General features: G+C 51.4%; 12 protein-coding genes and 1 tRNA gene. 1 reads left to right on the top strand and 12 read right to left on the bottom strand.

Annotated features, from left to right (window positions below):
* Positions 1–5: 5 nt before the first annotated feature.
* Positions 6–1,016: an iron ABC transporter permease gene (locus R2X38_RS20350; RefSeq protein WP_317524185.1), complete on the bottom strand. Its 1,011-nt coding sequence runs from the start codon at positions 1,014–1,016 to the stop codon at positions 6–8.
* 158 nt (positions 1,017–1,174) lie between these two features.
* Here R2X38_RS20350 and R2X38_RS20345 point away from each other — a divergent pair, with 158 nt between their 5' ends.
* Complete coding sequence (locus R2X38_RS20345; RefSeq protein ID WP_317524184.1) at positions 1,175–2,113, top strand: iron-siderophore ABC transporter substrate-binding protein; 939 nt, start codon at positions 1,175–1,177, stop codon at positions 2,111–2,113.
* 242 nt (positions 2,114–2,355) lie between these two features.
* On the opposite strand, the gene R2X38_RS20340 is transcribed toward R2X38_RS20345, so the two are convergent.
* From R2X38_RS20340 to R2X38_RS20290, 11 genes are all read right to left on the bottom strand, one after another.
* Positions 2,356–3,900, bottom strand: coding sequence for an amino acid adenylation domain-containing protein (locus tag R2X38_RS20340; RefSeq protein ID WP_317524182.1), 1,545 nt, complete (start codon positions 3,898–3,900; stop codon positions 2,356–2,358).
* Positions 3,893–8,554, bottom strand: a complete 4,662-nt coding sequence (locus R2X38_RS20335) for a non-ribosomal peptide synthetase (protein ID WP_317524181.1) — start codon at positions 8,552–8,554, stop codon at positions 3,893–3,895. Before R2X38_RS20335 ends, R2X38_RS20340 begins: the two co-directional genes overlap by 8 nt.
* 21 nt (positions 8,555–8,575) lie before the next feature.
* A complete protein-coding gene (dhbA, locus tag R2X38_RS20330; RefSeq protein WP_317524180.1) occupies positions 8,576–9,370 on the bottom strand; it encodes a 2,3-dihydro-2,3-dihydroxybenzoate dehydrogenase in 795 nt (264 codons plus the stop codon).
* Complete coding sequence (locus tag R2X38_RS20325) at positions 9,370–12,606, bottom strand: AMP-binding protein (protein ID WP_317524178.1); 3,237 nt, start codon at positions 12,604–12,606, stop codon at positions 9,370–9,372. Before R2X38_RS20325 ends, dhbA begins: the two co-directional genes overlap by 1 nt.
* Positions 12,603–13,478 (bottom strand): isochorismatase family protein, encoded by an 876-nt coding sequence (locus tag R2X38_RS20320; RefSeq protein ID WP_317524177.1) that lies wholly within the window; start codon positions 13,476–13,478, stop codon positions 12,603–12,605. Before R2X38_RS20320 ends, R2X38_RS20325 begins: the two co-directional genes overlap by 4 nt.
* Entirely contained in the window at positions 13,475–15,169 is a 1,695-nt protein-coding gene (locus R2X38_RS20315; RefSeq protein WP_317524176.1) for a (2,3-dihydroxybenzoyl)adenylate synthase, read from the bottom strand. The genes R2X38_RS20320 and R2X38_RS20315 overlap by 4 nt, the downstream gene beginning before the upstream one ends.
* On the bottom strand, positions 15,166–16,362 hold the full coding sequence (locus R2X38_RS20310; RefSeq protein ID WP_317524175.1) for an isochorismate synthase: 1,197 nt from the start codon (positions 16,360–16,362) through the stop codon (positions 15,166–15,168). Before R2X38_RS20310 ends, R2X38_RS20315 begins: the two co-directional genes overlap by 4 nt.
* A 135-nt stretch (positions 16,363–16,497) precedes the next feature.
* Entirely contained in the window at positions 16,498–18,438 is a 1,941-nt protein-coding gene (locus tag R2X38_RS20305) for a TonB-dependent receptor domain-containing protein (RefSeq protein ID WP_317524173.1), read from the bottom strand.
* A 155-nt stretch (positions 18,439–18,593) separates the two neighbouring features.
* Complete coding sequence (locus R2X38_RS20300) at positions 18,594–19,838, bottom strand: MFS transporter (RefSeq protein WP_317524172.1); 1,245 nt, start codon at positions 19,836–19,838, stop codon at positions 18,594–18,596.
* A gap of 72 nt (positions 19,839–19,910) precedes the next feature.
* On the bottom strand, positions 19,911–20,609 hold the full coding sequence (locus tag R2X38_RS20295; protein ID WP_317524171.1) for a 4'-phosphopantetheinyl transferase: 699 nt from the start codon (positions 20,607–20,609) through the stop codon (positions 19,911–19,913).
* Positions 20,610–20,979: 370 nt separating this feature from the next.
* Positions 20,980–21,056, bottom strand: a tRNA-Asp gene (locus tag R2X38_RS20290).
* Between the last annotated feature and the right edge of the window lie 82 nt (positions 21,057–21,138).

Here is a 21,138-nt window from a genome sequence, read left to right as displayed (position 1 = left end):
TCCTTTTATTTCACAGCCAGCAAGGCACGGAACCCACCGCGATGGACAACGGCAATCAATACCGGGGCACCAATCAATGCGAGGATCACACCATTGGGCATCTCGAAAGGTTGAATCAAATAGCGGGCGAGGATGTCAGCGACCAACAAGAAAATTGTGCCGAACAGAGATGAGAAAACAATCTGCAACGATAGACGAACCGGCTCAACCATTCGAGCGCAGTAAGCGGCAAGGAAACCAACGAAACCAATCGGTCCGGCCACGGAGATTGCACAGGCTGTAAACACGGTGGCAGCCAACAACACCCCGATCCGCACCCAATGAGTGTTTATCCCCAAAGCACGGGCTTGCTCTTCGCCCAATTGCATCATCGTCAGTTGCCTGGCCAGTAATACCGTCACGACAATAACGGCCAGCATGAAAGGCAATATGATCGCCATGGCTGACATATCGGCCGCAGCCAGCGATCCCAAGTTCCAAAAACGAAACTGATCCAGTACCACCTGATTGGACAGCAAAATATAGTTGGACAGGCCACCAAAGGTTGCCGTTAGCGCAACACCAACCAAGATGAGCTTAAGCGGACTGGACTTTCCCATTAGCTGCCCGACCACCAGCACGACGAGGTTGCCGGTAAACGCCCCCATCCCGGACCAAACCAAGTAGCCATGCGCCGACTCAACATCAAAGTAAGTCAAACCGATCACCAGCCCCAATACAGCGCCTGCATTCACCCCGAGTAGACCCGGCTCTGCCAGCGGGTTACGGGTGGCACTTTGCAGCAATGACGCCGCCAGCGACAAGCACACCCCCACCATCACGGCACATAAGGTACGTGGAAGCCGCAAGGTATCCATCACCATGATCATATGCGGGTCGGGAGAAAGGGTGTGAAAATAATAGCCAATGATTTTGGGTAAGCCGTAATCACCTGCCCCAACGGACAATGACAGCAAGGCCAGGCACGCCATCCCTGACACGCCTGTACCGAGCCAGAATAGGTGATGCTTGGACATCGATTGCAACTCCATGTATATCGAATAGGGCAGACATGATATCAATCCCTAATTTATATGAATAGATCTAAATAAAAATAGTTATCAATATCCTTATCATGTAATATTTTTTGTGATTCATTTCTAAATCAACACATTAAACATAATAAGGGAGCATTATGTTGCTTAAGCGTTTCCTCTCGGTGCTAGCACTACTCAGCTTTGTGTCTACCGTCCATGCCACTTCGCTGCGCACAGTCGAAGATGTATATGGCAAGAAAGTGACGATTCCAAATTCACCCCAACGAATCATCACCCTGAGCGAAATTGACCTCGATATCGCCCTAGCCCTCGGGGTTACCCCCGTCGGTACCGTTAACGGTCGCGGCCAGCAGTCCCTACCTCGTTATCTTGAGTCGGCCATCGGCGGTGACATCGAGATTGTTGGCGATCTGAACCGCCCAAACCTGGAAAAGATACTCGAGCTGGAACCCGACCTGATCCTGACCACACCAAACCGGCCTGAAGTGATCGAGCTGCTCGGCGAAATCGCGCCAACTATTGTCACTTTCCAGCGTGGTGAACCGTGGAAGGAAACTTTTGACCGCACCGCTCAGATCCTCAACCGCCAACAGGCAGCCAAAGATTTCATGGCCCAGTACCAATCTGCCGCGCAGCAGGCCAAACAGGCCATCGGCGATAAACTCGGACAAACTATCAGCGTGGTACGTTGGAATCCCAAAGGGCCGGCCTATATGTTTCGCGACTCTTTCGCCAGCCAGGTTATTGACGATCTCGGCATGAAGCGCCCTGACTACCAGCAGGATCCCGGCCATACCCACTCGCTGTCACTGAGCCTTGAAGCGCTTGAACTCCTTGATGGGGACTGGATGGTGGTAGGTACCCTGAGTACCATAGGCGAAGCTGTCGATGCGATGAAACAAGCTGAAGCAACCCCAGCCTTCCAGCAGCTCAGTGCAATCCAATCCGGCCGCTATGCTGCGGTTGACGGCTCATTGTGGACCTCGGTCGGCGGCCCGCTTGCGGCATTGAAAGTTATGGAAGATATCGTCCAGCTTGTCAGTCAACCTGGGGCCGAGCCACTGGTAAAAAATTAAACTCAAATACACTCTTTAGCCTGGAACTTTAAGAGATTGAATGCAGCTGTATGAAAATTCAAAACCTACCCGCCAGGGATGGCGGGTCGGAGCAACATGGATGTTTTATGCGTTTTTGAAATTTTCATACTGTTGCTTTGAGCCTAATATCAAACAGTAAAAATAAAGAATTTTTCTATAAAAAAACGCCCCGAGGGCGTTTTTTTAGTTCAGCGAGTTAGGTCATTGCTAGGTTATGGTGTTCACGTCACACCAGTGGCTTCCTCCAAGCGTTTGCGATCCACCTTGCCGCTGGCAGTTTTGGGCAAACAATCCAATCGGTTAAAGCGGCTGGGGATCATATACGCTGGCAACGAGTTAGAGAGTAACTTACGCAGCTGTAGCCTCGACGGCAGCGACTCGACCTCAAGGTAAGCAACTAGCATAGCCACCCCTCCCTCACCCTCAAGGCGAACTGCTGCATCCCCGACCTGAGGAATATTGCGCAGCTGAGACTCTATTTCCCCAAGCTCAATCCGATAGCCCCGCAGCTTAACCTGATCATCAAAACGCCCCAGGTAGTGAAAGCTATCTTCTCCCAGCTTGCGCACCCGATCCCCGGTACGGTAATACCGCACACCGCTTTCTGGGTGGTTCACAAACTGGCGAGCCGTCAGATCAGACCGCTGCCAGTAGCCTTCACTAAGGGCTGCACCAAGAATACATAGCTCGCCTTCTTCCCCAATAGCCACTTCCATCCCGTTGCCATCTAGCACCCAGTGGGCATAGCCAGAAAGGCTGGAACCGATGTGAATAGCAGGCCCATTTTGATCGCAAGCCATGACTCTGCTCATCAATGACCATACCGTGGCCTCGGTCGGACCGTAGCAATTCCAAAGCTCATTGCATCGGCCGAAAAGCTGTTGGGCCAACCTGCCATCCAAGGCTTCACCGCCACTGAGCGCCATCAAATCAGATTTGCCCTGCCAGCCACAATTAACCAGCATACGCCAGAAAGAGGGGGTGGCCTGCAAGACATTAATCTGGGGAAAACGATCCAGATACTCAGCGACGGCGTGAGGATCTTTATGCTCCTGGCTCGATGTCAGCACCATCCGGCCTCCCACCAGCAAGGGCGCAAAGATCTCCAGCATCGAGATGTCAAAAGCCATTGTGGTGATAAGTAGCCAATAACACTGTTTATCTAAGCCCAGCCGATCAATGCTGGCTCTAAGAAATGTCTGTAGGGCCTGATAGCTGATCACCACGCCTTTAGGCTTTCCGGTCGAGCCAGAAGTAAACATCATGTAGGCAGGCGCTCGCGGCGGCAAATCCACACCCCAAGGGATCTGTGAACGATCACTACCTTGGGGTTCCATGCCTTCTGCCGGCAAGCCAGACAATACCTGTATCAAAGAACAAGAGAACTTCGGCCCTGCAGGCACCTCACTATCGCCTAGTACTGTTGCCAATTGCGCTTCCTGCTCAATCGCCACCAGCCTCGCTGCGGGGAACAGTGGATCCAACGGGACGAAAACCACCCCCGACAATAAACAAGCCAGCATCGCCGACACCATCGCCGGTGAGCGTTCAAGGTACAATCCGACCCTGTCCCCCTGAGTTATTCCATGGTCAACCAGTACCTGCTGAATAGCGGCAGCCTGAGCCTGTATCTCGCAATAGCTATACGCCCGGCCTTGAAAGTCCAGCGCAATACGCTGCGCTTGCGCCGCTTCGTTGAGCGCTGACAGCAACGATTCGGCCAACGTCTCATCATCAACGCAAGGGACATTTTGACTCTCAATCATCTGTGCCCTCCAAACATGCTTGCCTCATTAAGGGTGTCGGCTGATAGCCGTGTTGCTGGTACTGCTGTTCGCAGTAGACCACAACATGCTCAATTTTGGCTTTAAGGGCGGCCATCAACTGCTCGCTGAGCGCTTGTTCCAGCACGCCGATTTGACGCAAAGTCAGGGTGCTGCCATTGATCCCACCATGCAGGCTGATCAATTCCGCAGCAGGGTTAAGCGGTGATGATAGTTGGCCCGGTACAACAGGCAGAGGACGCCACATCCCCGGCTCCTGGGTTTGGCGGCCAAGGTAATTCAACACCACAGGAGAGAGTGCCAAGCTATCACCTTGAGGATGATGACAACGCAACGCATTAAACCCGATACCATTGTCCGGTATCGCCCGCAGTTGCTCTTTGGTTTGCCTGATGGTGTCTGACAAAGTGCCCCGGCAATCAACCGTTGAAGGAAAAATACTGGTAAACCAACCCACGGTCTGGCTAACATCCAACTCATCGTATATCGCTTCCCGGCCATGGCCTTCGAGCATGATGGTCTGGCGTGAGCCCCACCCCATGTCACTGAGAGTGGCAGCTAAGGCTACCAGCAGCAGCTCCCTCACCTCGGTATCGAAAGCCTTGTTGGCTGTCTCGACCAACCGGGTAGTGAGCTCAGGCGTTAGCTGCAACATGGCATAGCTTGACTGTACCTCTCCGCCAGCACCGTAGTTCACCTGCTGAGCTGGCAAGTGGTTATCGCTACTACTCGCCATCGCTTTCCAGTACGCCAACTGCCCATGGTTATCTTCAGCATAACGTTTGAGTGCCTCTCCCCATTGGCGGTAACTCGTTGCTTTCTCTGCCAGTGGCCGACCACTCGCTAACCGCGCCAAGTCCTGCGCCATAATACGCCAGGAAACGGCATCTACCCCCCAGTGATGGAACGCCAAGAACAGTCCTGTTTGCTGCTTACCTTCAACTTCCAAGTTACTGATTTTCGCCCAAGCCATTACCGGGCCATGGTGCAGATCGAATCCGCTCTGCAGTTGGGTCAAAGCATGGTGGAGCTCCTGCTCATCAAGCACAGAGGCATCAAGCTGAATCAAAGGCGGCAGCTCAACCGTATCGAGATATCGCTGGCTTGCAGTTTCACCGTCGCCGACCAGAAGCCTCAGCGCATCATGGTGGGACAGCAGCTGTGACATCATAGCCTCGAGCTCTGCGACATCGAGATCAGGGATCTGCAACACGACCGCTTGGTTCCAATGCTCGGGACAACGGAATGGCTGTTGCTCGAACCAGTGCTGGATAGGGTGCCAGTCGAACTCACCACTCAACAGACCCTGCTCTGCACTAATCTGACGTACCTGATCTTGGGTAGCATGGAGATGGCGGCACAAGCGGCGAACGGTTTTTGCTTCGAACACATCTTTGACCGAACAATCGAAACCGGCATCACGCAAGCGGGTATTGAGCTGGATACTGAGAATGGAATCTCCGCCCAAACGGAAGAAGTCATCCTCAACACCTAAGTCGGTATTGAGGACATCGCGCCAAACCGCCAGCATATCAGCTTCCATCTGGTTTTCCGGCACTTCGCCTACAGCAGCCTGCTCGAAGGCTGGAAGCCGCTCAATATCGAGCTTGCCATTGACCGTAAGTGGAAGCTCGTCAATCAGGATCAGTGCCGCAGGTACCATGTACTCAGGGAGTAGTTGACTGGCCTGGCTGAGCACACCTATCGGATCGATGGTTACACCGGGCTTGCTGGTCGCATAAGCCACAAGCTGACGGCGTGCCCCTTCTCCGGCGACGATCACCCGGATTTGGGTTAGCCCATCCGCCAACTCTGCCAGTTGGTTTTCGATTTCCTTGAGCTCAATCCTGTAGCCTCGTAGCTTAACCTGCTGATCAAGCCGCCCTAAATATTCCACTTCACCATTATTCAGCCAACGGGCCTTGTCACCGGTCCGGTAGCAGCGGCGCTTGTGCCCTGCCAGCTCGCACTCGACAAAGGCTTTGGCAGTCAGCTCAGGTTGGTTGAGATAACCCCGGGCAAGACCAATGCCGGTAAGATATAGCTCTCCGGGTACCCCAACCGGGCAAAGCTGGCCATGGCTGTCAACAATCATTGCCTGGATGTTATCGACCGGCTTACCGATAGTCACAGACTGCCCCGTCTCCAATGTTTTGACCAGAGCAGTCACCGAACACTCGGTCGGGCCATACATATTGAATAGCTGCAGCTCACTGGCCCAGCTCTCAGCCAGATGTTCAGGGCACGCCTCACCACCGATAGCGACAGTTTTCAAGAAACGTAATGGACGAGGTTCCAGCGCAGAGAAAAGGGCGGTAGAGCAGATCATATGGCTTGCCTGCAAAGCTTCTGCCTGCTCGAGCAAGCGATCATTCGGCTCGGCAAAACACAGAGTTGAGCCGCTAAACAACGGCAGCAAGGCGGTCATGTTCCCGGCATCGAAGGCCAGCGACATCGGATTCAACATCCGGCTATCGGGCTGCAGGGACAGACGCTGCTGGTGATCCTGAAGCACATTGGCAAACGCCCCATGCTCAATTTCCACCCCTTTAGGCAAACCTGTCGAGCCCGAAGTGTAGATAACGTAAGCCAGCTCGGCCGGGCTGTATTCCCCTTGTGCCGGACAGTTATCGGCGCTATTTGCCAACTGGGTCTGGAAGCGGTGATCGCTGTAATCAATCACCCCGTCTAACGCCGGGTGCAAGGCTGCAAACTCACCATCCGGGGTCAGGATACATCCTAGTCCAGCATCATCGCACATGTGGGCCAGACGTGAGGTTGGGTAAGCAGGATCCAACGGCACATAGGCTTTGCCAGCTTTCCAGGCGGCAAGTGCAGAAATAACAAACAATGGTTTGCGGCAGGCTGCAATCCCCACAAAAGAGGCGCTCCCCATATTGGCTACCAGCCAATGCGCCAGCTGATTAGCCGCCCGCTCCAACTCGCCATAGGTCAGAGTAGTAAAGCCATTATCTCCCTCGAGCTGAACAGCGGTATGGTCTGGGTAATGATTGGCATACTCGCTGATCCGATGGTGGATCAACACATTCGGCGGGTAATCCTGGGGCAGTGCTGCCAGCGACTTGCCCAAAGGCTCAAAGGCATCTTTCTTGCACAGCGGCAAAGCCATTGCATTGCAGTCCGGCGATGCCAGTACCGCTTCAAACAAGTTAAGGAACATCTCGGCGAAGCGCGCTACCGTCTCATGCTCAAAGACACCTTTGCTGTAGAGCCACTCCAGCCTAACCCCGTCTACCAACTCGGTCACTTTGAGGGACAGATCGGTTTTCGCAGGCAAGACCGGGGTTGGCTCTTCAACAGCACCACAGCCGGGGATCAAGTCATTGAAATCTACCTTGGCCTGGTACACCAACATAATCTGGAAGATCGGGTTCAATGCCGTGGTGCGATCAGCGCCGATCGCTTCACTCAGTGCTTCGAAACGGAACAACTGGTGATCAAAGGCTGCCAGATCCTGCTCGCGACAATAACGCAGGTACTCCACAAAAGACTGCGATGTATCCAGCTGGGTTCGCAGCACAATCGTATTGACGAAAAAGCCGACCACATCTTCAATATCAGGCCGTTCACGGTAGGCCAGCGGGGTACCAATGACCACATCGGGCTCATCCCCTAGGCGGGCCATCAAAAGCGAGAAGATGGCATGCAGACCGATGAAATAAGACGTACTCTGGCCTTGGCAAAGGCGCTGGAATGCCTGCCAGGTCGGCAAGCTGATATGCGAGAAAACCAGCGCACCGTCATTGTCATGGCTTGCCGGGCGGGGCTTGTCCAGTGGCAGTGCGTGGACTTCCGGGATCCCCTTGAGGCGGTCAATCCAAAATGGCTTGAACTCGTCATGGTAATCGCGGAATGCCGGCGAGTTTAGCCAGTGGGCGTAGTCGATATAGTTTATTCGGGTCGGTTCTACATCGCGCGGCTGATTGTTCTGGAAATCGAGGAACGCCTGCTTGAAGTCGGCAAACATATTCTTGACCGACCAACCGTCCGATATAATGTGATGTTGGGTTAGCATCAGCAAATGCTCTTCTTCGCCTAGTCGCACAAGCTCGACCCGGGTCAAGCCGCCCTGCTCTAAATCGAACGACTGGTATATATCGCGTTCCAACATTCCCAGCAAGGCTTGCTCGCGCTCCGCCTTAGCGAGATGCGACAAGTCATGATGTTTTACCTCAAGCTCCATCTTCCCAACAATATGCTGCTCCCCCTTCCCTGCCGCATTACGGATAAACCGGGTACGCAGGCTGGCATGCTTTTCTACCAACACCGAAAACGCATACTCCAATGCAGCAACATCCAACAGACCTGTCAGGCGAAAGTGCACCGGCATATTGTAGAGGTGTGAGTTGTCCTCGTATTGCTCGATAAACCACAGACCGCTCTGAGAAAAAGAGAGCGGCCCCTCGCTTGCTTTCAGTGCCGGAATAGGGGCCTCATAGGCTTTCCGGGCCATGAGGCAACGGACAATGTCTTCCTTGTGGGTACGGATCTGCTGCCCGATAGCCGGTGTCATTGCCTGCTTGTTGCATTGCGACACCAGCTGGCCTTTGTCGTTGAGCGCCAGCTTGACCCCCTGCTGCTCCAGGGTGGTCAGTAAAGTAATGATATCTTTCATTAAACTATCCTTGTTTCTGCCTCAGGCACTCAATACCGCACCGCCATCCACCACAATGTCTTGCATCGTGACATGGCTGGCCTGCTCTGAAGCGAGGAACATCACAACCTGCGCGATCTCCTCAGGACGGGCTATTTTTCCAAGCGGGATCCCCAGCTTGAACTGTTGCTGGAAGCCGGCAATGGTTTGCTGCTCGGCATCATCGCTATGCCAAAGCTCTCGCTGCATTCGGGTATCGGTCGAACCTGGGGATACTACATTGCAGCGCACGCCAAACGGTGCCAGCTCCAATGCTACGCAGTGGGACAAGCTGGTCAGCGCCGCCTTGGAAGCGCAGTACGCCGCCATCTGCAGCCTCGGCACATGGGCCGCATTGGAGCTGACTGTCACTATCGCGCCATACCGCTGCTGCTTGAATTGCGGGATCAACTGGCGTAGCAGGTAGAACGGCCCCGAGGCGTTGACATTCAGGCAGGTGTGCCAGTCATCCAATGTCAGCTGTTCGGTTTCGCCCAAGCGCAATACGCCAGCCACATTCACCAGTACATCAATCTGTGGTTGTTGTGCCAAGATAACCTCGCTGGCTTTAGCAACCGAATCGGCACAGGCCAGATCGACTTCCTGAATTGCAAATGGGTGCTCTAGCCCTTCGCGTTGTGCCTCAGCAAAATCAATATCCAAGCCGAAAACACGAGCGCCCTGGCGATGGAACCCCATCGCGACCTGATAGCCAATGCCCCGGGCAGCACCGGTCACCCAAACCGTTTTTCCTGCAAATTCTGCCGCCTCGGCGGACTGAGTATTCTGCTTTGCCATTACCACACCATCTCCACTTCATCTTCGCCTTGCTGCTGCATCTCATCGAGATAACCACAGAATTCACTCAGTACCGGCCTGTCGAACACATCAGACACTTTGACACTGACACCAAACTCGGCCGCAAGGCGGTTAACGATTTGAATGGTCTGCAACGACTGACCGCCAAGGGCAAAGAAATTATCCTGTGAGCCAATGGCAGCGACACCCAACACCTGCTGCCAAATGGCACTGACACGATTTTCGGTCTCCGTTGCCAACTCCTGGTTGTTGGCTTCCTGATGGTAGCGAGCCAGCAACGCCTTGCGATCAACTTTGTTGCTGGTTGTCTTAGGCAAGGCTTCCAGCAGCCTGAAGTCTGACGGCACCATGGCATGAGGCAGGTGTTCGAGCAGGGATTGCTTTAACGTTTGGGGCTGTGGCAGGGGTTGCGATGACGCTTCAGTATCACCGGCAACAAAAGCCACTAGGCGGCGCAGTCCACTTGGGTAAGTTACCCCTTGCACGCATGCTTCAACCACACCCGGTATAGCCAGCAGATGTGATTCCACCTCCCCAGGCTGGATTCGGTAGCCGCTGATCTTGAACTCGTTGTCGATCCGGCCTTGGTATATCAGCTGTGATTGCTGGTTACTGCCATGCTGGGTATTGGCTTCCTGGGTATTAGCTTTTTGGGTATTAGCTTTTTGGGTATTAGCATTCTGGGTATGGGCATCATGGCTCAGCGTCACCCGATCCCCGGTACGGTAGATGCGGCGCAGCTGCCCGCCCACCAGCAACGCAGAAAATGCAGGATGGGTTTGACCAATGTAGCCCTCGGCCAGCGTATCGCCCATGATCACCAACTCACCGCTGGAGGCTGGACACTGTCGGCTGTCTAGCACCAAGGCTTCGACGCCGGGTAGAGGCAGGCCGATAGGCAACTGGGCATCGTCTCCCCGGAAGTCCTGTAGCTCGGCGCAAGTAGCAACGACAGTGGCTTCCGTTGGGCCGTAGGTATTAAAGAGTTGGATAGTAGCCCGGCTCTGCTCAACAGCAGCTTGCCAGTGGGACAGAGGCTCAGGATAAACCGCCTCACCACCAATGATGACCTTCTCGAGTGTATCCGGCAGGGTAGCGGTATCGCCATGGAGGCTGACAACCCACTCATTCCAAAAAGCAGTCGGTAAGTCCAGCACTGTTACTTTAGCCTGCTGCAAGCTGTCCGAGAACGTCGACATCGATTCCAGCATGGCATCGGTTCGCAGTACCAAGGTTGCTCCTTGGCTGAGGGTGACAAATATTTCTTCAATGCTGGCGTCAAAATTATAAGGCGCAAACTGCAACACCCGATCTTGACTGGTAATGCCATAGCGCTGGGCTGCTGCCACAACGAAATGGTTTAGCGCACGGTAGCTAAGCTCGACCCCTTTCGGCTGCCCAGTCGACCCAGAAGTGAACATGATATAAGCCAAGTCACTGTCTTGAACCTCCGGCAGATCAATAACCTCAGCCACTAGCTGGCCAGCAAGGTGGACTGGGAGGCCAAGCGCTACTAGCCGATGTTGATATTGTGCTTCCGTTACTACCAGGCGCAGCCCAGCTAAACCTGCAATAGCTTGCTGGCGCTCAAAAGGCTGCTCTGGATCAAGCGGGACATACACCGCACCGCTCAACATCACCCCAAGCACCGTTGTTATGCAGGGGATAGAACGGCTCAGGGCGACCCCGACTTTATCCCCCGGTTTTACCCCGAGCTGTTTCAGTGCTGCTGCCGTGGAACCTGCCGCAGAGAGCAGACTTTGGTAGCTCAGCGAGTCACCCTCTTGCTCTACCGCAATACGGTTAGGGTTTGCAGCAGCCTGAGACCGAATAGCTTCCAGCACACCCTTGCCGATAGCTAATTCATCGCCGGCGATCAGTGCTTGCTGCCTCGCTTTAGCATGGTGTTTTTTCAGCAGTTCAGCCGTTTTGCGTTCTGGTGCGGCCATCCATTCCGCCAATAACGCCAGCAGCTCCCCTTGCAAATTCGTCAATCGCAGCTTGTCGTATACTGCCGGGTTGGCATCAAAATCAATCGTCGGGATCCCTCCGGGCTTGCAATGCAACTCAATCGTCAGATCTTCAACCGGCCCGGCACTGAGGTTCAGGGTTTCCGCGGCAAGGTTTCCATATTGCAACGGGTGGTCGAATGGCATGATATTGACCAAGGTGCCATATAGGCGCTCTTCACCACCAACCCGGTTGAGTTCGCGACGCAGATCCTCGTAGCGAAAATGCTGGAAACGGCGCATTTTCTTTTTGTGTGCAGCAACCTTACGTACAACGGCAGCCAAGTCGTCCTGCTCGCCAATATCGACAACCAAAGGCACGATATTCATCTGCATACACGGCACAGTCAGTGACTTCGACCCCAGCCGGTTCATCACCATCATGCCAATCACCACTTTTTCATCGCGGTTGAATTGCCACAGGTGAGTCGCCAGCGCGGCAAGGAAGACATCAGCCCAAGTCAGGTTCAGAGCCTCCGCCTGCTGCTGGCATTGCTGCCACAACAGCTCCGGTAGCTCAGCAGTTTCGCGATGGAACTTGGCTGAGATAGGGGCAATATCGGTGGCATAAGTAGAAGGTCGGGTGCTGCCAGCCAGTATTTCAAGCCAGTAGTCCTGCGCTTTCTGGTAAGCACCAGACTCGCGGCGCCGGTTGTCCTCTTCAAGCACAGGCTGGAATGACCCAAACGACGAATCGGTAACGGCCTGCTGGCCGACCAAACTCGAATACACCTCGGCAATGCGCTGGAACAACAGCGTTGTACCAAACCCGTCGAGCGCTATATGGTGAACGCATAGATAGAGATAGTCAGCTTGCTGTCCTTGCAACAAAGCAAAACGGCAAGGTAATTCATTATCAATGATGAAAGGCATTGATAAATCCAGGCTTGCCCAATGACGAACGGCTGCAATTTCATCCCCGGTGACAGCAAGCGGGACTGTTGAGAAAGGCACCGGCTGGTTCACCACCATCCGGAATGGCTGCTGGTCGTCGCTGCGATAATGGCAAGACAGGCACTCGCTTTCGGCAACAGCCTGACGGACAGCAGCTTCCAGCTTTTTCTCATCAACCTTACCATCAAACACAATACACTCAGCAGTATTGAACAGTGCCTTATCGTCATTGAGGGTATGGCCAAGCCATAAACCATGCTGTGCAGTGTTCAGTTCATGGCGTGGTGATGAAGCAGTCTGTTGGGTACTCATTTCGCACCTTCCTGCTGGGCTTCAATCATGGCCCACCACTGGTTGAAGGTCGGTACCTCTGCGATCTGGACAAAGTTCAGGGTAATACCCACCTTGCGCCATTCGGTCAGCAGCGACATGATCTGGACAGAGTCCAAACCGTAATCAATCAAGTTCTCGTCAGCGTCAAACTCCTCAACTGGCTCATCGACCAGTTTGGCAATCTGTGCCAGCAAGGCATCACGGCTAATAGCTGGTTGACTGTTTTTACCGATCAGCTGTTCGGTGCTCAGCACAACACCTGCTCGGGTAGCGACATACTGCAGCGCCATTTCATGCTCAGGCAAAGAAAAGTCAGCAATTGCATCACCGATCATAAATGGCTTGATATCGCGCATGAAGGCATCGACAGCCGTCATCAGGCAACCAATATGGCCGTAGATCCCGCCAATCAGCAGTTGGTCGCGGCCCAGCTCGCCCATCATATGCTCCAGCGGTGAACGCTGAAATGCAGAGTAACGCCACTTGTCCAAAACCGTGTCACCTTCCAGTGGAGCTAGCTCTGCAATGATTGGCTGCAGTTCCGGAGCCTTGTTCAAGCCCGGCCCCCACATGTCATTAAGTAGTGCACGATCTGCCATATTTTGCTCCCGTGGCTGGGAGGTATACACCACAGGGATCCCCACTTGACGGCAGTAGCGCTTAACGGCAACCAAGTTGGTCAGCAGAGTCTGAATTAATGGGGACTCTTTATCGTAAAAGCTGACAAAGTACTCCTGCATGTCATGGATCAGGAATACCGCTTTGCTCGGGTCAAACTCCCAATCTACCTTGTTGGCAGGAAAGGCCGATGGCAGAGGCATCGTGTAAGTCGGTAGTGATGGGATAGTCATGATATAGCGTCCTTTTTGGTGTTCAGCGATTGTGTTTGCTGACGGTTAATTTGCTCGGCGATCTGCTGGCGCAGTGCTTTTTTATCAATCTTGCCTACAGGGGTCATCGGTAATGCCGCCACCTGCTCAATGCGATCGGGCAATTTGTATTCGGCAATTCCGCAGGCTCTTAGGTGCTTGCGGATAGTGATTGGCTTGAGGGTCGTATTGGTCGTGGTGGTAACGATAAATGCACAGCTTTTCTCCCCCATCACGTCATCCGGCATCGCAACCAAGGCGGCCTGGGAAACCTCGGTAAGAGCCAACAACTGATTTTCAATCTCTTGAGCTGCGACCTTTTCACCACCACGGTTGATCTGATCTTTATCCCGTCCGACAACGGAGAGGTAACCGTCAGATGTCATGGAAACAATATCTCCCGACCGGTAGAAGCCTTCATCATCAAAGGCTTGTTCGTTATACCCGGGGCTATTGAAATATCCCCTTATTGTGTAAGGCCCACGGGTTAGCAGAGCACCAGGCTCCCCGGCTGGCACGAACTTGCCATCTTCATCGACAATGCGGATTTCATCATCGTCACTGATTGGCCTGCCCTGTGTATGGAAGCGATGCCAATCGCTGTCATCAAACCGGGTGTAGTTCACCAAGCCTTCAGCCATGCCGAAGACCTGCTGTAGCTGGCAGCCAAGCTCAGGGGCAATCCGTCTTGCCAAGCTCTCGCCTAACCTTGCCCCGCCAACCTGAAGCACTTGCAAGCTATCGAGCATGCCACTGCTTTCTGGTACAGCTTGTAGCCATAAGGTGACAGCCGGAGGCACCAGAGAGGTCATGGTGACATGGTGTTTTTTTATTAAGGAGAAACAGGTCATCGGGCTTGGATCGCTGGCGAGCACTACTGTGCCTCCGGCATAGAACACCCCAAGTGCCCCTGGCGAACTCAACGAAAAGTTATGCGGCGCAGGCAAAGCACACAAATAGACGGTGCCCGTGCTGAGCTGGCAGATCTCGGCACTGGCACGGACACTGTAGTAATAGTCATTGTGAGTCCGAGGGATCAGCTTCGGGGTTCCTGTACTGCCGCCAGATAGCTGGAAAAAGGCGACGCCAGAGGCATCAATACCAGCATCTAGCCTGGACGGAATATTATTCAGGCTTACGGTTTCGCTATCCTGATTGCTGGTCAGCAGAGCTGTCAGTGAGGTGCCGAAATTAGCTTCCCCCTCAACAACCCAATGCTGCAGCGATGGATTCTGCTCGCTCAGAGTGCGAACAAAATCATCGGTGGCAAACAGCTTGTGTTGGCTGGAGACGATAGCCAGGCGAGGGGATACTTGCTTGGCATAAGCACTAAGTTCAAGTCGGTTGTGGCTGAACAACGCATTGACTGGAACAACGCCCAGTTTCAACAAAGCAAAGTAGACAATGTAGAACTCGGCTACATTAGGCAACTGGACCAAAGCCGTATCACCCTTTTCCAGCCCCATCTGCTCTAGATGGAGTGCCAATTTGGTCGATTGCTGATCCAACATCTGGTAACTGTACTTTCTATCGCCGCATACCAAAGCAAGCTTTGCCGAGTTTTTCTGCTGGTGGCGCTGCACGATATCGGCAAGAAGTTGGTCGGTCCAATACCCCTTTTTGCGGTAGCGCTCGGCTAGCTCTGCTGGCCATGGTGTAAACTCAACGCTCATGCGACCTCCTGCTCTTTTAGGCCGAAAGCATCAAGCATTGTGCCCAGCTTGGCTTCTGTTTCTGCCCACTCAGCATTGGGACAAGATGCATCGACAATCCCAGCACCGGCAAACAAGCGCACCGAATTGTCACGCACCTTGCCGCAGCGAATAGTAACAGCCCACTCACCATTCCCCTGCGCATCACACCATCCCACCATGCCGGTAAACATACCGCGGTCATGGGGTTCCAGTTCTTTGATGGCATCATGTGAGAGGTTGAATGGGTACCCGCATACCGCAGGGGTCGGGTGCAACAGGCAGGCAAGTTGCAACGCATTCGTCTGCGCATCCTTGAGCTCCCCTTCAATGGAAGTTGCAAGGTGCCACATAGTCGGCGTATCAAACAAAGAAGGCTGCTGCGGTACATGCAGAGTCTGACAGTATGGTGATAACTGAGTAGCAATCTGATCGATGACCAACCGATGCTCATAATTATCTTTGACCGATCCCTGTAATTTTTCGCTCGTTATTTTATCTTGCTGTTTATTGCTCTGTCTTTTAGCAGAGCCAGCAAGCGGATTAGAATAAATCGAACCACCTTCTTTCCTTATCAATAATTCAGGACTGGCACCCACTAACACTGAGCGATCTGGCTGTGGAATAGAGAAGTGAAAACCTTTAGGGTTCTGTTTTATCAATCTTGTTAATATTTGTTCAACGTCAACGTCAGAATTAAGTTCTATTTCCAATACTCTTGATAGCACTGCTTTTTCAAGCTCAGTACTTTTGAATTTACCGACAGCTTTATCGACAGCCTCTTTGAAAGAGGATTCATTTGGCTTGCTACGCTTTGAAACCACACCAAAATCATTGATACTTCCTAATACATTAGGTTCATTATTTAAATCTGGCCTATTGGAATAGGATGTAACATTTTCGGGAACATATAAACACGAAGGCGCACTAACATCGAAAGGAATACAACCGATTAGAATAGGGTTATCAACACCTCTCTCAATTTCTTTCTTAAAACACCGACTAATTTCTTTTTGCAATTCACTATGTAATTCTTCACCACCCTGAGCAGGAATAGAAATAAAGTGCCGTAATCCATTTCCTATAATAGTTCTCTCTTGCGAAGAAAAATAAAAGCCTCGAGGTTGAACGCTTTTAAGACTTAACTTTTCACCTTCAGCATTAAAATGCTGCATGTCACATCTCCTAAATTAATTAGACTATGGATTAATTCCTTATAATTAACGTGACATCACATTGCTTAAAATAGGAATAAAGAGCTAATCACTTAGCTCTTTATTCACTTAGTTATTATTTTTTATTTAATAGCATTAGAAGTCGTAAGAAACACCAGCATAAATACTGCGGCTCTTCAGGATATAATCATAGCTGGTTGCCACGTCATCCCGATCTTCGTCTGTCAGGTTGGTTACACCCAATTTCACATTCAAGCTGTCCATCGCAGTATAGCGTGCACCAAGATCCAAGGTGCCATAAGCATCTGATTTTTCATCAATACGGACATACTGCTCACCTGTGTACTGGTATGAAGTATAGACATACAAGTTTTCCAATACCTGCCAATCCAGCTGTACATTGGCTGTATGCTCGGGTGTCAGCGTCAGTGCTTTATCCGTCGTTTCATCCTTGGCATCTGTGTACATGTAGTTGGCAGAGATACTCACTGTATCCGTGATATCAAACCAACCTAGCAGTTCAACGCCCTTAACCTTGGCTTCATCCACGTTGAAGTACGTCAGCTCTGTCTTAACTCGATCCCAAGTTTCTGCTTGAATCATATCTTCGATATCATTCTGGAACAGCGTCAAACCTGCCCCCCAACGCTCTGCTTGATAACTAGTTCCCAACTCGTAGCTGACCGATGTTTCAGCTTTTAGATCTGGGTTACCGACTACGCGGCAAGCTCCACGGCAAGCCAGTACCGAATACTCTTCACTGTACTGGTTTAGGCCAGGCGCCTTGAATGCCTTACCGACACCGCCTTTCACCACCCAGTTATCAGTCATACTGTAAACTGCATACGCTCGAGGGCTAAATTCACCACCGTAAACTTCGTGATCATCGAAACGACCGCCCAGGGTAATGGCCAAATCACCAAATGAAATTTCATCTTGTAGGTAAATAGCAGACTGGCTGTAATCAACAGGACCTGAGGTCAATGTCAGGTTATTTTTCAGTTCGGTATTACGATACTCTGCCCCACCGGTCAGCAGATGATCACCGACATATCCGGAAAGCTGGACATCGACAGTATTATTGGTCTGTTTGATATCACCCACTGCGCCATTTAGCTCTGAATCATCTTCCAATTCAGATTGCTCAAAGTTATAACGCAGACGAGAATCAAACTGCGACCAGTAACCGTTGTGGATCAATGCAATATTGGTGCGATCCAGCTTCTGAACATTATTGACCGCCATACCCCAGTTGTTCCAATCGGCATCGCGATCATCTTGACTATAAAGTATCTCCAAATCAACATCTTGCTGATCATTAACCAACCACTTCAAAGTCGAGAAGATATTCAGTTCATCACGCTCTTCAAGCGCATCCGTATCTGGGTTGATGGTTTTATCCGTACGCCAAGCATCACGCTTACTCTGCTCAATAATGATATTTCCCAGCAGGGTATTTGGGATCAGGCTACCGCTGGCATAGACATTCCATTTGTGGGTATCGCCGCCGGAACCTTCCGTCGGGCCATCATATTGATAACCGACCTGCCCCTGAACCTCATCGGTTGGTTGCCGCAAGATAACATTGACGACACCACCGAGGGCATCGGCACCGTAGAGTGAAGACATCGGGCCACGGATCACTTCAATACGCTCGACTGCTGACATCGGGATGCTTGATAGATCGAAGTCATTTCCGTATGCACTTGTCAGGGCATCACGCGAGTTGATGCGGCGACCGTTAATCAACAACAGCGTGTAATCTGAGTCCAAACCGCGAATTTTAATTTCATTCCGACCATAGGTGGTACCCGGATTAATATTAATCCCCGGTAATTTACGCACCGCTTCTGCTACGTCATTGACAACAAGTTCATCAAGCTCTTCACGCGTGATATACGAAACCGACGCTGGTGCAGTCAACTCTGGGTGCTTTGTCTGGCTAGCCGTGACAACCATGACTTCATCCGTCGTTGCCTCTGCGGCAACAGACAAAGATGTTACAAGGCCAACAGCACACAATGCGGCATTCAGACGGCTAAGCTTGAATACACTATCCCTTTGAAACGAAAACATTTACACACTCCCTTACAAACAATGGCGCAAATGATAATTATTACCATTATCATCGTCAACAGGAAATATTCAGCTTTGTTAAAAAAATTTGATATGCGTTGAATTTCTGCTAATTAAAACAACGAATTATAGAAAGCATTCACCCACCAAATAAATTAGGGTTGTTTCTGCTGCATCCTAGCCCGTTGATTCTGCAGCGATATAAGGAAGCAAATAGCAATTACGGGGATTACAAGGCTGCACAGAATGGTGAGGCCGGCCAGTTCATCAATACCTTGAAGTTGATGGTTGGAGGCTGTCGATAGATACAGCGAAGACACCACACTCGCCAATCCTGCAGCAACATTGGAGGCCGTAGATTGGTAGGACATAAAGGCCGCCCTAAACTGCGGCGGAGGACACCTTGATACCACCGCTGATACCATGGCACTTCGCGCCGAGCTTGAAGCCATAAATAATATAAAAATCACATAAATAAGTACTGAATTTGGCTGATAAACAAAACCGGTATAAACGACTGCTATGACGAGTAGGGTAAGACTAGAAAAGGTAGAAATTAGGAACCCTCTATCCAGCAACTTCCCAGACCAACGCATCGCTAAAATACTGGCTATTCCGCCAAAGAAATACAGGTAAGAGATTTCCTCGCGAGGGAAAGACAAATTAAACTGAAAATAGGTCGAAATGTTGGGAACTAGCAGGAAATGGCCAAAAATTGCAATTGAAGTCATAGCTATAGACAAAGCAAATGGCAATGACAACACCATAGCTTTTAAGCCTTGCGAGGGCTGGCTCAAAGAGCCTGATGCCTGGGTCGTATTCTGCTGTGGCTGGGAAAGTTTAGGGAAACATAACTGGAGTATTCCGGCTAAAACCAACCCCAATACCCCAGATAAAATAAATGCCATCTGCCAACTTGAATACTGGGCAATAAGCAGTGAAACGGGCACAACTAAGATCGCCGCAAGAGAAAAGCCACTGGCGACAAACGCCATCGCCCGGCCTCGCTCTTCCACTCTTGTCGCATCAATAACCGATGCCATCACTAGCCCATTAAGCGGGCCAGAGAAGCAACCAGCAATAACAAACACCACAATCAGTTGCACCGGACTCTCGCTCCAACTACAAAGCAAGATAAAGACCGAGCGGGAAACCAAAAAGAAGACAAGGGACTTTTTCCGATCGAACTTATCAAGGTACGGGGCCAACAAGAAGCCAATTAATGCCGAACCTAAAGTGGCTCCCCCACTTATGAGGCCTACTTGTTCGCCAGCTAGGCCAATATCCCTCACTAAATCAGGCCCAAGGGGCATTATCATCATTAATGTGCCCACTGATAGCATATTAATCAGCAGCGCAAGCCGTAGTAATGTCCCTTGGTGATTTGTCTTACTTCCCATAATTCATTGTCCAGAAACAAAAGTATGGATTCTAACTGGCCTTCCTTACACAATCAATAATGATAACCATTATCAATAAATGTATTGAGAGTGAGTGTATGTGATAATTCTGCTCTGCTGTTTCATCCAATAGACTTTTATCTGTGTCCCAACAGGTAATTTTTCGCCCAGATCAACATTGAGCCTGAAACAAAGACTGAGGTGATCAATTAAAGTTAGTGATACGTCGAGAAAGTCAAAATATCGTCTAACTTGCTGGAAAAGGGCTTTAAAAATCGCTTCTTTGGCTGAAAAGAGCAAAGTATGAAATAGGTCCTCTTCAATATTGGCATCCTTCATTTTCAACTTTTCGCCCTGACTTATCACAACATCCGTAAAATTCTGGTAAACATCTGGCTTTATCAAGGACTCGATATCCAAACCAATGCCCGCGCACGGATCATCTGACGAAGCCACCACACAGGCAGCATATCCGCTACTATGGCTGATGCTGCCTACTACACCGTGCGGCCAAACAGGCTCTCTGAGCGATCCCCTGCCTACTTGGGTATCTTCGAAACCCAGCTGTTGTAATGCAGATTTGGCCATATACCGCCCTGCCAGATACTCAGCCTGTCGCTTGCCCACCGAACCCGCGATCTCTTCTGGGCAAAGCACGCCATAGCGTTCAAAATCCGAGGGCTGGTATCGGTCAGTTTCAAACTGGCACACCTCGCAGTATGCCTCCAGATAAGGAAGCTCCAATTCCTGCCTGTTATATATAAAAGTCATTCCATTTCTATCCACGCTATAAGCCACAACAGATAGTAACAGAGAAGCAAAGTATTGATAGTAAAGCTTAAGACGCGAGGCTATGCATTGCTTGGTACTATAAACGTAAAAAAGCCCAAGCATTTCTGCTTGGGCTTAGTATAAGTGGCGGAGGGCCGGGCTGGCGCTCCAGCGGGACTCATTCGCCTGCAAGGCGAACATATCTCACAGACGTAAAAAAGCCCAAGTCTTTCGACTTGGGCTTAGTATAAGTGGCGGAGGGCCGGGGTCGCGCACGACCGGGACTCAAGCCGAAGGCTCGTGAGAGTCCCTTTCCCATGCTATAGATAGCAAAAAACCCCAGCCTTTCGACTGAGGTTTCTTTAATAAGTGGCGGAGTGGACGGGACTCGAACCCGCGACCCCCGGCGTGACAGGCCGGTATTCTAACCAACTGAACTACCACTCCGCACTAAATTGGAAGCCTGGCGATGTCCTACTCTCACATGGGGAGGCCCCACACTACCATCGGCGCTATTACGTTTCACTAC

Origin of the sequence: Photobacterium rosenbergii (assembly GCF_033022775.1) — a bacterium.
Classification (GTDB): domain Bacteria; phylum Pseudomonadota; class Gammaproteobacteria; order Enterobacterales; family Vibrionaceae; genus Photobacterium; species Photobacterium rosenbergii_A.
Note: the sequence above shows the minus strand (reverse complement) of the source record. Positions and strands in the feature narration are given on the sequence as shown.